At 33.6% G+C, this 16,098-nt stretch carries 15 protein-coding genes; 9 read left to right on the top strand and 6 right to left on the bottom strand.

Going from position 1 to position 16,098, the window contains the following annotated elements:
* The first annotated feature begins 7 nt into the window (after positions 1 to 7).
* From OEA66_RS10410 to fmt, 3 genes are all read left to right on the top strand, one after another.
* Positions 8 to 1,471, top strand: coding sequence for an OmpA family protein (locus OEA66_RS10410; protein ID WP_267281312.1), 1,464 nt, complete (start codon positions 8 to 10; stop codon positions 1,469 to 1,471).
* 77 nt (positions 1,472 to 1,548) lie between these two features.
* Complete coding sequence (locus OEA66_RS10405) at positions 1,549 to 3,450, top strand: RecQ family ATP-dependent DNA helicase (RefSeq protein WP_267281311.1); 1,902 nt, start codon at positions 1,549 to 1,551, stop codon at positions 3,448 to 3,450.
* 89 nt (positions 3,451 to 3,539) lie between these two features.
* Positions 3,540 to 4,487 carry a methionyl-tRNA formyltransferase gene (gene fmt, locus OEA66_RS10400; RefSeq protein ID WP_267281310.1) on the top strand — a complete coding sequence of 316 codons (948 nt, stop codon included), beginning with the start codon at positions 3,540 to 3,542 and terminating at the stop codon, positions 4,485 to 4,487.
* Between the two features lie 116 nt (positions 4,488 to 4,603).
* Here the strand turns inward: fmt and ribB are convergent, their stop codons facing one another.
* The 3 genes from ribB to OEA66_RS10385 form a co-directional block, all read right to left on the bottom strand.
* A complete protein-coding gene (ribB, locus tag OEA66_RS10395; protein ID WP_267281309.1) occupies positions 4,604 to 5,725 on the bottom strand; it encodes a 3,4-dihydroxy-2-butanone-4-phosphate synthase in 1,122 nt (373 codons plus the stop codon).
* A gap of 66 nt (positions 5,726 to 5,791) precedes the next feature.
* Complete coding sequence (locus tag OEA66_RS10390; RefSeq protein WP_267281308.1) at positions 5,792 to 6,796, bottom strand: LLM class flavin-dependent oxidoreductase; 1,005 nt, start codon at positions 6,794 to 6,796, stop codon at positions 5,792 to 5,794.
* A 337-nt stretch (positions 6,797 to 7,133) separates the two neighbouring features.
* The gene (locus OEA66_RS10385) at positions 7,134 to 9,260 is read right to left on the bottom strand and encodes a helix-turn-helix domain-containing protein (RefSeq protein WP_267281307.1); all 2,127 of its coding nucleotides are present in this window, start codon (positions 9,258 to 9,260) and stop codon (positions 7,134 to 7,136) included.
* Between the two features lie 66 nt (positions 9,261 to 9,326).
* Between OEA66_RS10385 and OEA66_RS10380 the strand changes: the two genes are divergently transcribed.
* The gene (locus tag OEA66_RS10380; RefSeq protein WP_267281306.1) at positions 9,327 to 9,770 is read left to right on the top strand and encodes a hypothetical protein; all 444 of its coding nucleotides are present in this window, start codon (positions 9,327 to 9,329) and stop codon (positions 9,768 to 9,770) included.
* 117 nt (positions 9,771 to 9,887) lie between these two features.
* Here OEA66_RS10380 and OEA66_RS10375 read toward each other — a convergent pair whose 3' ends face one another.
* Positions 9,888 to 10,403: a gamma carbonic anhydrase family protein gene (locus tag OEA66_RS10375; RefSeq protein WP_267267286.1), complete on the bottom strand. Its 516-nt coding sequence runs from the start codon at positions 10,401 to 10,403 to the stop codon at positions 9,888 to 9,890.
* Positions 10,404 to 10,557: 154 nt separating this feature from the next.
* On the opposite strand from OEA66_RS10375, the gene OEA66_RS10370 reads away from it, so the two are divergent.
* From OEA66_RS10370 to OEA66_RS10355, 4 genes are all read left to right on the top strand, one after another.
* On the top strand, positions 10,558 to 11,436 hold the full coding sequence (locus OEA66_RS10370) for a NifU family protein (protein ID WP_267281305.1): 879 nt from the start codon (positions 10,558 to 10,560) through the stop codon (positions 11,434 to 11,436).
* An 83-nt stretch (positions 11,437 to 11,519) separates the two neighbouring features.
* Positions 11,520 to 12,542, top strand: a complete 1,023-nt coding sequence (gene hemH / locus OEA66_RS10365) for a ferrochelatase (protein ID WP_375379296.1) — start codon at positions 11,520 to 11,522, stop codon at positions 12,540 to 12,542.
* A 226-nt stretch (positions 12,543 to 12,768) separates the two neighbouring features.
* On the top strand, positions 12,769 to 12,996 hold the full coding sequence (locus tag OEA66_RS10360) for a hypothetical protein (RefSeq protein ID WP_267281304.1): 228 nt from the start codon (positions 12,769 to 12,771) through the stop codon (positions 12,994 to 12,996).
* On the top strand, positions 12,996 to 13,262 hold the full coding sequence (locus OEA66_RS10355) for a hypothetical protein (RefSeq protein ID WP_267281303.1): 267 nt from the start codon (positions 12,996 to 12,998) through the stop codon (positions 13,260 to 13,262). The genes OEA66_RS10360 and OEA66_RS10355 overlap by 1 nt, the downstream gene beginning before the upstream one ends.
* Before the next feature lie 130 nt (positions 13,263 to 13,392).
* Here OEA66_RS10355 and OEA66_RS10350 read toward each other — a convergent pair whose 3' ends face one another.
* Positions 13,393 to 14,604 (bottom strand): type IX secretion system plug protein, encoded by a 1,212-nt coding sequence (locus tag OEA66_RS10350; RefSeq protein WP_267281302.1) that lies wholly within the window; start codon positions 14,602 to 14,604, stop codon positions 13,393 to 13,395.
* A gap of 71 nt (positions 14,605 to 14,675) precedes the next feature.
* Between OEA66_RS10350 and OEA66_RS10345 the strand changes: the two genes are divergently transcribed.
* Complete coding sequence (locus OEA66_RS10345) at positions 14,676 to 15,311, top strand: MBL fold metallo-hydrolase (RefSeq protein WP_267281301.1); 636 nt, start codon at positions 14,676 to 14,678, stop codon at positions 15,309 to 15,311.
* A gap of 206 nt (positions 15,312 to 15,517) precedes the next feature.
* On the opposite strand, the gene OEA66_RS10340 is transcribed toward OEA66_RS10345, so the two are convergent.
* Entirely contained in the window at positions 15,518 to 16,072 is a 555-nt protein-coding gene (locus OEA66_RS10340; protein WP_267281300.1) for a thioredoxin family protein, read from the bottom strand.
* Positions 16,073 to 16,098: the final 26 nt, after the last annotated feature.

The raw sequence follows: 16,098 nt of genomic DNA, 5'->3' as shown, positions 1-16,098 counted from the left end.
ATACACTATGAAATTAAGTTTAGCAATTGTTGCCTTAGCATTAGCTGTACCCACAGTGAGCTATGCACAAGATTCGATAGCCGTAGTTTCTACTGATGAATACCCAAATACATTTTCATCTGGATCTGCCAACATCTCTCCCTTCACACAAAAATCTAAAAGATTTAACGATTGGGCGATTTCATTTGGAGCCGGAGTACCATTGATACAAGCAGGAGATTTAACATCTATTAAAAATGGTAACGGTAAAAACCTATTCGGTTACTCAGCTTTTGTGAGTATTGATAAAGCAATTACTCATGCTTTTGGTATTAATTTACAGTACGACAGAGGAGAAACAAGACAAGGTTGGTTTAATACTAAAGATTCAGCGCCTGCAAATGCTACTTATCAGCAAGTTGGTGCAAGAACACAATATGATGCAATCTCTGTTTTGGGAGACATCAATTTCTCAAATTTATTGAGAAGAGTTGATAACAAATCCACTTACAGATGGGCATTACACGGTTATGCTGGTGTTGGTACTTTAGCATACAGAGCATATCAAAAAGATGCTACAGGACAAAGATTAATGACTGAAATTAAGCCTTTCAAATTTGGTTCTTTCTTCGGTCAAGCTGGAGCAGGTCTTAAATTTAAAGTAAACAGAAGATTAGATCTTGAAACAAGACTAATGTATGTTTACACTGGTGATGATGAATTTGACGGAGGTGGTGCTCAATACAGCGAGATTAACAAAAGAGAAGATCAGATTTCTGATAACTTCTTCAACGCTACAGTTGGTTTATCTTTAAAATTAGGAAAACACGAATCTCACCTAATGTGGCACGATCCTTTGCAAGAAATTTATTACAAGCTTGATGTTTTGGCTAACAAAAACCAAGATATTGAAGTTTGTAAAAAAGGAGATGCTGATAACGACGGAGTTTGTGACGATTGGGACAGACAACTTGATACTCCTGCAGGAGCAAGAGTTGATGGTGCAGGTGTAGCTTTAGACACAGATTTAGATGGAGTAATTGATCTATACGATAAATGCGTAACAGTTCCAGGACCGGTTGAAAACCAAGGTTGTCCTTTAGAACCAACACCAACTGCTCCAGTAGGAAAAATAGACGACATCACTACTAACATGGAAGGAATTGAGTTTGATTTAAATTCTGACAGAATCTTGTCTACAAACACCCCAATTCTTAACAATGCTGTAAACTATATCAACTCTTCAAATGGTACTTATACTGTAATCGGAGCAACTGATACAAGAGCTTCTGACGAATATAACCAAAAGTTATCTGAAAGAAGAGCAAACAGTGTGAAAAACTATTTGATTAAAAATGGTGTAGATTCTTCTAAATTAAACGCTGTAGGTAGAGGTGAAAAAGACCTTAAATACCCTGAGTGTGATCCTGCTACTAAATGTCCTGAATGGAAAAACAGAGCAAACAGAAGAGTTTACTTCGAAGCTAAATAATAAAATTTCTTATTATAAATTTAAAGTCACGCATTGCGTGGCTTTTTTTGTCTCAATACTTTTATTACATTTACTTTATGATTTCTCCGCAAGATTTTACCGAATTAAAAAGTAAAACCCTAAAACATTTTTGGGGTTATAATCATTTTAGAGACTCACAGGAACAAATTATTGATTCTGTAATCAATCGAAAAGACACCCTAGTTTTACTTCCTACAGGAGCCGGAAAATCATTATGCTACCAACTTCCATCTTTGTTGCAGGAAGGAACCTGTCTTGTAATTTCGCCGCTTTTGGCTTTAATGAAAGATCAGGTGAATCAATTAAAATTCAGAGGAATTGAAGCAGAATATTTAAGTTCGGAATTGGATGAATTTGATGCTGAAGTTATCTATAACCGATGCAAAGATGGTTTAACTAAATTATTATATGTTTCTCCCGAAAGACTGACGAATAAACTATTTCTTCAACAAATGGAGGAAATTCAGCTATCATTTATTGCAGTGGATGAAGCGCATTGCATTTCAGAATGGGGACAGGATTTTAGACCAAGTTATCAGAATATTAAAGATTTCAGAAAAAATAATCCTGAAATTCCATGTCTTGCATTAACAGCTACGGCAACGCCAAAAGTTTTAGATGAAATAAAATCTAAACTTGAACTTAAAAATCCTCAGATTTTTCAGAAAAGCTTTAAAAGAGAAAACATTAAAATATTTTCGGAAGAAGTTTCAGATAAGTATCAAAAGGTTTTTAATATCCTTAAATATGCTAAAGAATCTGGAATAATCTATGTAAGAACCCGAAAAGATGCTGAGTTATTGACTGAATTTCTTCACAGAAAAAAGATTGAGAATGTTGATTATTACCATGCCGGATTATCAACCAAAGAAAAAAATGAAAGACAGAATTTCTGGAATAACAGTGATCAAAACGTTTTGATTTCCACAAATGCTTTTGGGATGGGAATTGATAAAGACAATGTACGATTTGTCATACACTTCTCTCCTTCCCAATCGATTGAGAATTATTACCAGGAAATAGGTCGTGCCGGAAGAGACGGCAAAAAAAGTTATGCTTTTATGCTTTGGAATCAGCAGGAAATTTCAAATTTTGATCAAATTTTAAGAAATCAGATTCCAAGCAAAACAGAGTTTTTAAAAATCATAAGTTATCTCTATTCTAAGTTTCAGGTGGCAGAATTTGAGCTTCCAGAAAAGGTTTTTCAGCTAAATACGTCAGGAATACAGAGTTTTACAAAGCTTTCAACTGCAAAAATTAAAAATGTTCTGAATTTTCTTCATACCCAAGAAATTATTTTTCACAACAGCAATAAAAGTCTGTCTTCGCTTGAACTTCTCATTAAACCCGATGAAATTGACCAACTTCCAGCAAAAGATGCTTATTTTATAGAATTAATGCTGAGATCCATTTCAGGAATTACCACTCATAAAGTAATGTTCAGCGAACAAAAAGTCAGCGATAAAATTGGAGTAAGCGTTCATCTCATCAAAGAAAGACTGAAAGAACTTCAACAGAAAAATTATCTGGAATATATTGATGGTGCATTAGCTTCAATAAAATTTTTAAAACCGCGTGACGAAAGATCGAATGGTGGGATTTATTGGAATATTTTTGAGCATATTCAAAAAAACAAAATCCAGAAATGGGAAGAAATGAAATTTTTTATTGAAGACAATCAATATTGCAAAATGAAACTAATTCTCTCTTATTTTGGTGAAAAAAATGCGAAGAATTGTGGACAATGTACCGTGTGCGAAAAAAACAAGCAGTCAATTTTTGGTAAAAATGTTTCTTCAGAAATTATAAAAGTTTTAAATAAAAAACCTGCAACAATTGAAGAAATTTCTATTCAATTACAATTTCAAACAAAAGAAAATATCTTAGAAAATCTGATTTTCTTATTAGATTCAGGCAAGGTGAAAATGCTGAATTTCCGAACGTACGCTTTAACATAAGTAATCAATAATTGATATTAAGTAATGGAAGTTCATAATTCATAACTCTTAATTTTTAACTTATAACTCAAGAGTTTTATCTTTGTACCATGAAATCATTGAAAGTCGTTTTTTTAGGCACTCCGGAGTTTGCAAAGACTTCGTTGGAAGCCATCCATCAATCGCATCACGAAGTTGTAGGGGTTGTCACCGTTGCCGATAAAGCAAGCGGTCGCGGACAAAAAATCAATCAGTCCCCCGTTAAAGTTTTTGCTGTCGAAAATAATATTCCTGTTTTTCAACCTGAAAAATTGAGAAATCCTGAATTTTTAGAGGAATTAAAAAAATTAAATGCTGATGTTTTTGTTGTTGTTGCTTTCAGAATGATGCCTAAAGTTCTTTTTGAAATGCCAAAAATGGGAACTTTCAATCTCCATGCTTCCCTGCTTCCAGATTACAGAGGTGCTGCTCCAATTAATTATGCAGTCATTAATGGTGAAGAAAAAACAGGCGCAACCACATTCTTTATCAATGAAAAAATAGATGAAGGAAATATTTTATTACAGGAAGAGATTCCGGTTTTGGAAAATGAAAATGCAGGAAGTCTTCACGACAGATTGATGGAAATGGGTTCAAAATTGGTGGTAAAAACATTGAATGAATTAGCTGAAAATTCAATCATTGAAAAACCTCAGCCCGAAGTAGAACATCCAAAAAATGCGTATAAAATCTTTAAAGAAGACACCAGAATCAACTGGGCAAGAAACTCAAAAGAAGTTCATCAGTTTATCTTAGGGATGTCACCTTATCCTACAGCTTTTACCACTTTAAAAATTGGAGAAGAGGAAAAAGGATTAAAAATATACAGTGGAAAATTCGAACGATCAGATCACGTAAAGTCTGTTGGAAGTTTAGAGATTTCGAAAAATGATTTTAAAATCTACACCAAAGACGGAATGTATTTTCCTTTAGAATTGCAATTGGAAGGTAAAAAAAGAATGAATATCAAAGATTTTCTAAATGGATTTAGGAATTTCGACGAAATAAAAATGGCTTGATTTACTCAAGCCATTTTTTATCATGAATGGTGAAAAGTCAATTTTGCTTCGCAAGTGAATTGAAAACGCAATCAAAAAATTGACAACGAAGTGAATTCACAATTAACATTTCACTTTTAAAGTTGAACCATCTCTGTCACCTCAACATCATAACCTCCAACCTGAGGTTTTACATTAGGGTTTTGAGTGATTACTTTAAATTTATTGATTCCTAAATTTTTCAGAATCTGAGTACCAATTCCATAATCTCTGTAATTGAATGCAACAGTCGGATGTTTTTGTTGTCCGTCCTGATAATTTAAAAACTGTTGCAATTTTCTCAATGTATTTTCAGAATTTGAAACATTATTGATGAAAATAATTGCTCCTTTTCCAGCTTCATTCACCATTGATGTTACTTTTTCCAATAATGGTTTTTCACCGTTATTTAATCTCGTCAACACATCAAAATAAGAATCAGAAGACTGAACTCTTACCAAGACAGGTTCGTCAACCGTCCAAGATCCTTTTGTTAAAGCAAAGTGAATCTGATCGTTAGACGTTTCTCTGAAAGCACAGAAATCATATTCACCATAAGCTGTTTGTACTTTTCTTTCTTCAATTCTTTCGATTAAGTTTCCTTTTTTAAGCTGATAATGGATCAAATCTTCAATAGAAACGATTTTCATATCATGTTTCTGAGCAAAAATCTGTAAATCCGGCAAACGCGACATAGAACCGTCTTCGTTCATAATCTCACAGATGACCCCACCTTCTTTTAAACCAGCCAAGCTCGTTAAGTCAATTGCAGCTTCAGTATGTCCAGCTCTTTTCAAAACACCACCTTTTCTTGCACGAAGCGGGAAAATGTGACCTGGACGCATAAAATCTGTTGGTTTAGATTTTTCATCCATCAAAGCTAAAATGGTTTTTGCTCTGTCTCCTGCGGAAATTCCTGTAGAAGTTCCGTCACCCAAAAGGTCAACAGAAACGGTAAAAGCAGTTTCTTTAGGATCGCTGCTTCGGCTTACCATTACATCTAATCCTAATTCATCACATCTTTTCTCAGGAAGCGGCATACAGATCAAGCCCCTTCCGTGAACTGCCATAAAATTAATTAATGCAGGTGTCGTTAATTCAGCAGCGCAAAGAAAATCACCTTCATTTTCTCTGTCTTCATCGTCTACCACTATAATTATTTTACCATTTTTAAGGTCTTCAATCGCCTCTGGAATAGTATTTAGTTTAATATCTGACATTTTTACTTTAAATTTTCGCAAAGATACTCAATAAAATAAGCATCAACAATTAATATGAACGGTTTGTTACGCTTCAAATAATGAGTCGGTTGCCTGTTTGATAATCTCATATGATTTCAGTCTTTTCTGATGATCGTATATGTGAGAATTAATCATCAATTCATCCACCTGATATTTTTCCTGAAAGTTTTTAATCTGTTCAGCAATTTCTTCCCGATTTCCAATAAAACTGAATTTCAACTTCTGTAAAACCATCGATTTTTCCATTGCTGACCAAACTGTATCCATATCTTCAATCGGTGCAGGAAAAGGTTTCCTGTCGTTTCTGATAATATTGATGAATGCCTGAAACAAAGTGGTAGAAAGAAAATGTGCTTCCTCAGAAGTTTCTGCAGCTATTCCGTTCACACAAGCCAAAACAAAAGGTTTATCTAAATATTTTGAAGGCTCAAAATGCTCTCTGTAAATTTTAAAAGCCATTTCCATCTGTTCGGGAGCGAAATGTCCCGCAAAAGCATACGGAAGCCCCAATTCTGCAGCTAACCAAGCACTATCTGTACTCGAACCGAGAATATACATCGGAATATCTAAACCTTCACCAGGAATTGCACGAACCAAAGCGTTTGAATTCTCCTTTGAAAAATATTTTTGCAATTCTAAGATCTGTCTCGGAAACTGTTCATTGATGATGGCTGGATTTCTTCCCAAAGCTTGAGCCGTCAAACCATCCGTTCCGGGAGCTCTTCCCAAACCAAGATCAATCCTTCCCGGAAAAAGTGATTCTAAAGTTCCGAATTGTTCAGCAATAACGAGCGAACTGTGATTTGGAAGCATAATTCCTCCTGAACCCACTCTTATTTTTTTTGTTCCGTTGGCGATGAAACCAATCAGAACTGAAGTTGCAGAACTTGCAATACTTTCCATATTGTGATGTTCTGCAAGCCAGAATCTTTTATAATCTAAATTTTCAGTGTAACCTGCTAAAGACAAACTGTCTTGAAAAGTATCGTGAATGGTTTTCCCCTGTTTTACGGGAGCCAAATCAAGCACGGATATATTAAAATTTTTCATTTATTAAATTTAACCAAGCAAAGTTAAGGCTAATAAATTGCATTAGTTACTTTTTGTAATTGATGGAATTGATTGGTGTGTTGTGGGAAAAACTATTGGAAAATGAGTTTTGATATTTTAGCTTTTGTCTATGCGGAATTCTTATTTTATATTTGTTGAAACTTATACTGATGAAAAAATTTCTATTAATTCTTGCTCTTTTAATTCTTACCAATATTTTATTTTCTCAAAATAAAATGAACATTCCAACTGAATTTCCTACGGATTAATGTCATCAAAATAATTTAAGCAATATTTAAATAAAAAAAGGATTCAGTTTTTACCGAACCCTTATATTTTAATTATTTTTTTCTTTCTGATACGTAAAATGGTTAATCAAGATCCTGATTTCATTAAATTCAAAATCATTTGGAAGTGCAGTTTTCCATTCGTTTAAAGTTTCTTTTGGATCGGTTTTAAATGTTTTTTCGAAAGTTTTAATTTTATCGGAAGTAATCACTCTCGCAATATCCAACAAACCCTGTTCTGCAAATTTTGCTAAATGACCGATCACCGTTTCTTTTACCAAACCTCTTTCCATGGCAATTTCTGAAATTGTTTTTCCTTCTTCAAACAACTGAAAAGTAAGAACCTGAGACGGAACTTTTGCAATTTTCATGCTGACTTCTTTATCATTTTTCTCATCCAAAAGTTTGGTTTCCAACAAATGAATTTCCTTTAAACTGTTCAGGTATTCTTCAATATCTTCCAACCAGTTTTTGAGTTCTTCATTATACTGTTTTAAACCTTTTGCGCCTTTTATTTCAGCATAAAAATCTTTCAGCGGATTAAAAACCTTATCTCTGATTTCTGTAAAAAAGAAATTAACAGCTCCTTTTGATTTACCCTCAATTTCTGACCAATCTTCTTTCTTTTCAATAAATAAATTTACTTTTTGAAAAATAATACGCTCCAATTTTTCAAAAATCTTGCCTAAATTTAAAACATCTCGCTTCAACTGAAGATACAGCTGATTAGATTTTGAACGGTCAATACTTTTGGTAACAATCGAAAGGTTATTCCACTGCTCTACTTCTTTTAAAAACCACTGACAATCTAACGTACGAAGCAGTTTTCTGATGCTGTAATCGTATTTTTCCTGATTTAAAATCGTTTCAACGTTGTCATTTGCCTGAGTTTCACCCTGAAATTTAAGAATTCGGTTGTCTTTAAAAATAACTTCGGGCGTAATTTTAGATTTTAAAACAATCCCCTCCAAAGTACGACAACGGGACAAAGCAACATAAACCTGACCTGCCGTAAAACTTTTTCCGGCATCAATAATTACTTTATCAAATGTTAAACCTTGACTTTTGTGAATCGTCACTGCCCAAGCTAATTTTACAGGAAACTGCTCAAAGCTTCCTAAAACTTCTTCCTTAATATTTTTATCAGTGTCGAGAGAATATTTTTTCTGTTCCCAAACTTCTCTTTTTACGGTAATTTCTCTTTCGCTTCCTTCAAGAACGACCTTGATTTCATTTTCATCTAAAGAAGAAATTTCACCCAGTTTACCGTTGAAGTATTTCTTTTCACCCGTAATATCATTTCTGATAAACATGACTTGAGCTCCGATTTTTAATTCTAAAAACTGCTCATTCGGAAACTGATTTTCTTTAAACTCACCAAATAGCTTCGCTTCGTAAGACTTGGGACTTACTTTTATATCCTTCAGTTTTTCCTGGTTGATATCGTCTGCCATTTTGTTGTGCGAACAGAGATAAACGTAAGGTTCTTCTCCGGCTTCAAAGCTTGGATCATATCTTTCGTTCAGATGATTAAAATTGATATTGGCAACATCACCGTCACGAATCGCATTTAGAATTTCTAAAAATTCCTGATCGGTTTGACGGTAAACTTTAGTCAATTCAATTGTCAATAAAGGAATATCTTTAATCGCCAAACTATCAAAAAAGAAAGGCGAATTGTAAAACATTTTCAAGACATGCTCATCTCTCACAACAGGCGGAAGCTGATACAAATCTCCAATAAACAACATCTGAACACCACCAAAACGCTGATTATTTCTACGGATAAACCTCAAAGAAAAATCCATCATATCCAAAACATCAGCACGAAGCATCGAAACCTCATCAATAATCAAAACCTCAACTTCTCTTAAAAGTTTAAGCTTATCTTTTCGGTATTTAAAATGCTGCTGAAGGTCGATAATATTATTGGCAATACTGCTGTCAATACGGTCTGTTGTTGGCAAAAACGTACGCAAAGGCAAACCAAACATTGAGTGAATGGTAACTCCGCCTGCATTGATTGCAGCAATTCCCGTGGGCGCTACAACAATGTGCTTTTTTTTCGTTTTTTTTACAAATTCGTTTAGAAATGTAGTTTTCCCCGTTCCTGCTTTTCCTGTAAGAAAAACGCTTCGGCTCGTATATTCTATTAAGTCAAAAAAATGATTGTTCATCGTTTGCAAATTTACGGAAAATGTTAGTAGGGCATAAACTTTGATGCGTTTTAGAAAAAATAAATTATGAAAAACTCACTTATTAAATCATCAATAATTGCTTTAATCACCGCATTTACAATAAGTTCTTGCGCTTCTTCAAGTTCTGGAGATCCTTCAACTTTACCAAAGGATATTTCGGAAAGACCGGCAGATGAAAACAGTCAAAAATACGAATTAGCTGCTTTAGACAAAATAAAAATTGCCCTTGAGTCTGAAATTGCAAAAGAAAAATGCACAAAAAATGCAGACTGGACTTTCGCTCCAATCGGTTCTAAAGCTTGTGGCGGACCAACCGGTTACATCGCTTATCCTAAAAAAATAGAAACTGAAATTCTTCCTAAAATAGAAAGTTACACTCAAAAAATGTCGGAATACAACAAAAAGTACAATATTACTTCTGATTGTATGATGGCTCCGGAACCAACTTCTGTAAAATGTGAAAACGGAAAAGGAGTTTTGATATTTTAATAATAGCTGAAAGGCTACAAGAAAAAGGTTCTGATTTAAGTTAATCAGAACCTTTTTTTTTAAAATCTGCGAAAAAACAATAATTAAACTTTAGCTAAAGCTTATTACATTTTAAGCCTAGTCCTTATACCAAGAAGAATACTTCACATAATTATCTGCAATTCTATTGACTTCACCTTCCAGAAGCGCTGCAGAAATATCTTTGATTTTCCTTGCAGGAACTCCGCCCCAAACTTCTCCTGATTTTATATGCGTTCCCTGAGTTACTACAGAACCTGCTCCAACAATAGAATTTTCTTCAATTGTGCAGTCATCCATTACGATAGAACCCATTCCGATCAAAACATTATCGTGAATTCTGCAGCCATGAACAATCGCATTGTGACCGATGGAAACATTATTTCCAATCTCTAAAGGAAATTTTTCATACGTACAATGTAGCATTGCATTATCCTGCACATTTACTTTATTTCCCATTTTGATGTAATGTACATCGCCTCTGATTACTGCATTATACCAAATACTACAGTCTTTCCCCATCGTTACATTTCCGATAATCGTTGCCGTTTCTGCCAAAAATGTATTTTCACCAATTTGCGGTGTCTTTCCTAAAAGTTCTTTTATAAGTGCCATTTAAATTAATTTGAAAATTTATAATGAGCCAATTTGAAAATATAAATTATTGAAATCACAAATTGCAAATTACAGTGATAGCAAAAATCTAACTTCCAACACCCAGCTTCTAAGTTCTTATCCGTATTTTTGTACTCTCAAATTTAACGAAAAAATGCGTACAATACTTATAGAGCCAACAGAAAACCCAAAAGTGATGAAATTTGTAGCTGATTACAATTTGATTCCGGGTTCTTTGGAATTGGACAGAGATTCAGATATATCAGAAATTCCTATGGCACAGGAGCTTTTCAATTATCCTTTTGTGGAAAGAATTTTCATTACGGCTAATTTTGTTGCGGTTGCAAAACAAGATACTGTAGAATGGGAACACGTAGCAGAAAGCCTTAAAAATGTAATCGAGGATGAACTTTTAGCCAACCCAAGAATTTATTTACAGAAGAAAAAAGAGATGATTGAGATTTATGCGGAAATGACTCCTAATCCTAATGTGATGAAATTTGTTTCAAGCAAAATGCTAATGGACGGTTTTGTGGAAGTAAAGTCAAGAAATGAAGCAGAAGGTGTTCCTTTAGCACAGGCAGTTTTTACAGAATTTGATTTCGCCAACGAAGTTTTTATTTCTGATAATTTCGTAGCCGTTACAAGAGATAATTCTGTGGAATGGCATCAGGTAATGATGGCAGTTCGTGGATACATTGCAGAATACCTTCAAAGCGGAGGTGAAATTTCGACAATTGAAGCTCAGAAGCACGAAAATCCAGTAGAAAAAATCATCAACAGAGATTATACAGATGACGAGCAGAAAATTTCAGATATTTTAAATGAATATGTTGCTCCTGCGGTAGAGAACGACGGTGGAAAAATTTCTTTATTGGAATATGATGCAGACAACAAAACGGCAAAGATGTTGCTACAAGGTGCTTGTTCAGGCTGTCCAAGTTCAACTGCTACATTAAAGGGCGGAATTGAAAATATTTTAAAACAATTCGTTCCGGAATTGGTGCAAAGAGTGGAAGCCGTAAACGGATAAAAATATAAGCAATAAGTAATGGGTAATAAGTAATTGGCATTCAGATTATTTATTACTCATTATTCATTACCCATTACATATATATGAAAGGAATATTATTAGTCAATCTAGGTTCGCCAAGATCAACCTCTGTACCTGATGTACGAGAATATCTTGATGAATTTTTGATGGACGAGAAAGTGATTGATTACCGATGGTTTTTCCGTGCACTTTTGGTTCAGGGAATTATTCTTAATACAAGACCTGCAAAATCTGCTGAAGCCTACAAAACAGTCTGGACAGATGAAGGTTCGCCTTTGATTGTCATTACTCAGAAAATTCAGAAAAAACTTCAGAAATTGGTTGACGTTCCGGTAGAAATCGGGATGCGATATGCACAACCAAGCATTGAAGCCGGAATTCAGAAATTAGTTGAGCAAGGCGTGACGGAAATTGTTTTATTTCCATTGTACCCGCAATATGCGATGAGCACGACTGAGACGGTGATTGAAAAAGCAGAAGAAGTAAGAAAAAAGAAATTTCCGAGAATTAAAATCAATTACATCCAGCCTTTTTACAACAGAGAAATTTACATCGACTGTCTTGCAGAAAGTATCAGAGAAAAACTTCCTGAAAATTTTGATGCGCTACAATTTTCTTATCACGGAGTTCCGGAGAGACATATATATAAGACAGATCCTACCAATACCTGTAATCTGAATGATTGCTGTTCTCGTGAGAATAACCCGAGTCATCAGTTTTGCTATCGCCACCAGTGCTTTGATGTAACCAATTCTGTGATTAAAAAATTAGGTTTACCAAAAGAAAAAGTGATGGTAACCTTCCAGTCAAGATTAGGGAAAGATAAATGGATGGAACCTTATACTGACGAAACACTAGAAACCATCGGCAAAAAAGGAATTAAAAACCTTGCGATAGTTTGTCCGGCTTTCGTTTCTGACTGTCTTGAAACCTTGGAAGAGATTTCAGTTGAAGGAAAACATCAGTTTGAGCATGGCGGCGGAGAAAATTTCCATTACATTCCTTGCCTTAACGATGAAGACCGATGGATTGATGTTGTAAAAACACTTTGCGAGGAAAAACTGAATGAATTTTATTTAGTTTAAAATAAATTCAATATTATAAAATATAAAGACACTTAATTCAATTTAAGTGTCTTTTTTTATACTTTTCCAAAAACCACCCCATTAAAAAACAGGGGTAAAGTATTTGAAAATATATTTATTTTTAAAATTTATGTAAATTTATTAGGGGGGTTGTTTTGTAATTTAATATTTTTTATTACCTTTACCCTATTAAAAAAAGGGGTTAGATTTAAAAACTTTGGAAATAATGGAAACAAGCATAGAAATTTTAAAAAGAAAGATAGAAAGTTTCACTCCGGATCTTATTGAAGCGTTTACAATGATTGTAGAAAATCTTGAAACTGTTCCGCAATCTGTGATTCCTCAGTTTCATCTTGATGAAGTTTTGTACAGATTGGAATTTCATACCGAAAACCCAAAAACAAAGCTTGATTTTTTTGAAAATATGACTGAGCTTGAAAAAATTTGTGCTTAATGAAAGTTTTACTGTCATCAATCGCAAAAAATGACATCAAAATGCTGATGAGGGTTTTTAATGCAGAAGAACAATATAAAGACAAATATTTTCTAGATGATTTGAAAGAATCTATTTACAAAATACTGCACGATTCTGAAAACACAGATATTAAAAACAAGGAATTACACGTTTGCAAAACAGAAAACTTCCCCGTGCAGATTCATTATTTATTTGAAGACAATGAAAGTCTTTTTATAACGGCGATTTTTAAGGAAAATAATTAAAAACGTCTTTTAGTTTAGAACTTTTTTGACATTATTATATAGTTTAATTTTTCTGTTGTAGTCTTACTTTAAGACAACAAACACTTTTTAACAGAACCTTACAGATGTGCAAGCTGTAAGGTTTTGTATTTTATCTCACCGGAGTTCTGAACTCTCCGTAACCAGCCAAACCATCGTAATTTCTTCCAAAAGGTTTGTAGTATAAAAATGCCTGATAAAGATTTTCGGTTTGCCAGAAATTACCGTTGATTTCGCCTAAATTTAAAGATCCGTTAGCTTCTTTCGTTGCTAAAATATAATTATAGAAACCCTGCTTCATATAAATTTTAGCAATGTACTTCTTTGCTGCTTCATCATATTGCATTTGATATTCTTTACTCGCTTTGAAGTCATTAAAACCGCCGACAACATACAATTCCTTATCCATCAGATCGGAATCTAAAGAAAAATGAACCCAAGCATAATCCCCTTCACGATTCGCATCTCTTTCCAATCCCAAATCATTTCTTCTGAAATACCAAGCTCCGTTTACGTCAGGTTGATATTGATAATTTAGAGGATATGCCCAAACCGGATGAAGATAAGTTTGATTAACTCCATCTAAAACCCCTGTTTCACGAACCATATCTGCAGCCATTCTCATATTTTTATTATCGAAATAATAAAACTCATTATTACCCGGAAAAGCCAAATTCAACTGTTGGAAAAGTAATTTATTTCCCATCGTTGCACTCGGTTTTTGGTTGATAATTTTCATATCCGGATTATTATTCTGCATCACGGTAAGTGTCATAGAATTTACATTGGAAGTTAAATCTCCGGCTTTTGCAACTGCTTGTACTTCTACTCTTTGATTGATATTAGGATTTTTTGCATCCGCAATTCTTGAAATATTTAAAACCAGATTCACATTATCTTCCACAATAGAAAATCTTCTTTTGAAAAGCGGTTGATCTGCAGAACTTTTATAAACAATCAATTCAAAATTACCTGAAATTTTTGGCTGAATTTTATCGTTTGGAAATGTTAATTTGTAATGCGTGTAAGCTTGAAGTGTATTGAATGAATACTGAAACTGATCCAGTATTGCATTCATCGAGCCATTTGCAATTTCGCTAAAAAAAAGATTGTCATCTTCCCAGTTTCTGTCAAAATGCTTTATCGTGTAACGGTAAATTTCGCTTGAATTGGTTAAATCATCAAAACTCAAAATCAATTGTTGGCTCATGGTTATTACAGGCGTTTCGTCGTTAGTTTGAGGATTAAACAACTGTACACTCTGAATATTCTGCCCAAAAGCAAAAGAACCTAAACTTAGTAAAAATATTTGCAACGTTTTCATTATTACGAAGATAACGAAAAATGCCCATTTTCCTATTATTATCGTATTTTTGATGAAAAATTAATCTAAATATGTTTCAAATAAAGCCTTTTGTATTCAATTTTGCGAGTGAAAATACTTACCTTCTTTTTAATGAAAATAAAAATGCTTGGTTAATTGATCCGGGAAATATGAATGAACAGGAAACTAAGATAATTTCAAATTTTATTACTGAAAACGATTTAAAAATAACAAAAATCATTCTGACTCATGCTCATATTGATCATGTTTTAGGTTTACAATGGGCTTTTGACACCTATAAAGTTCCTGTAACAATGCATAAAGATGATAAAGAAGTTTTAGATATGTTTCAAGTGAGTGGAATGAGATTTGGTTTCGAACTTGACCATATCAATGTGGATGTAGAATATGTAAACGAAGGTGACGAACTTGATTTTGACGGTGAAAAATTTAAAATTTATCATGTTCCGGGACATTCTCCGGGAAGTGTGGTTTATCATAATGAAACTCAGAAATTCATAATTTCGGGTGATGTTTTATTTGAAGGAAGCATCGGAAGAACCGATTTATATAAAGGAAATTATGAGCAATTGATTGAAGGAATTAAAACAAAGCTTTTTGTATTGAATGAAGAAACACAGGTTTTTTCAGGACATGGAAATCCTACAAGTATTGGTTTTGAAAAACAGCATAATCCTTTTTTTTAAATTTGAGATTTGAGCAGAAAAGTTTTAGTTTTAGCTAAAGCTAATTTGAATTTTATATTTAAACAGCAGGATTACAGTTCGTTTCTATTGATAAAAAACTCCGAAAATTAATTTTCCGGAGTTTTTTATTTTATGATTTATAGTTAATTTTCAAGAGTTATAGAATTGCAATATCATCAACTAACAACTGAAAACAATCAACAAAATTACTTCCATTTAATGTTACAACCCATACTTGGTCTTTGAATTTCTTCCTGAGGTTCGCCCAGCAAAAGATTTTCGAAAGCAATAATCAAATCTTCGCCAGTTACATCTTTATGATTTCCTGGTCTAGAATCATCCATTTGACCTCTGTAAACAAGATCTAACTTCTCATCAAAGAAAAAGAAATCTGGTGTGCAGGCTGCATCATAAGCTTTTGCAATCGCTTGGCTTTCGTCATATAAATAAGGAAAATCAAAATTTCTTTCGATTTGGAATTCAATCATTTTTTCCGGAGAATCTGCAGGATATTTTTCTACATTATTCGAATTAATAGCGATAAATTCAATCCCTCTTTCATTATAATCTTCGTACAATTCATTTAACTTATCGATTGCGTGAAGAACAAACGGACAATGGTTGCACATAAAGATTACCAAAGTTCCTTTTTCTCCTTTCAAGTCATCAAGCGACTGAATTTCGTTAGTTTTTGACGGGTTTGGAAGTTCAAAAAAAGGTGCTTTTGTACCCAATTCCATCATATTTGAGGGAGTATCCATATTTTTTTATTTATGCACAAAGATAA

Origin of the sequence: Chryseobacterium luquanense, assembly GCF_026460945.1 — a bacterium.
GTDB lineage: Bacteria > Bacteroidota > Bacteroidia > Flavobacteriales > Weeksellaceae > Chryseobacterium > Chryseobacterium luquanense.
This window is presented reverse-complemented; position numbering and strand designations above follow the sequence as displayed.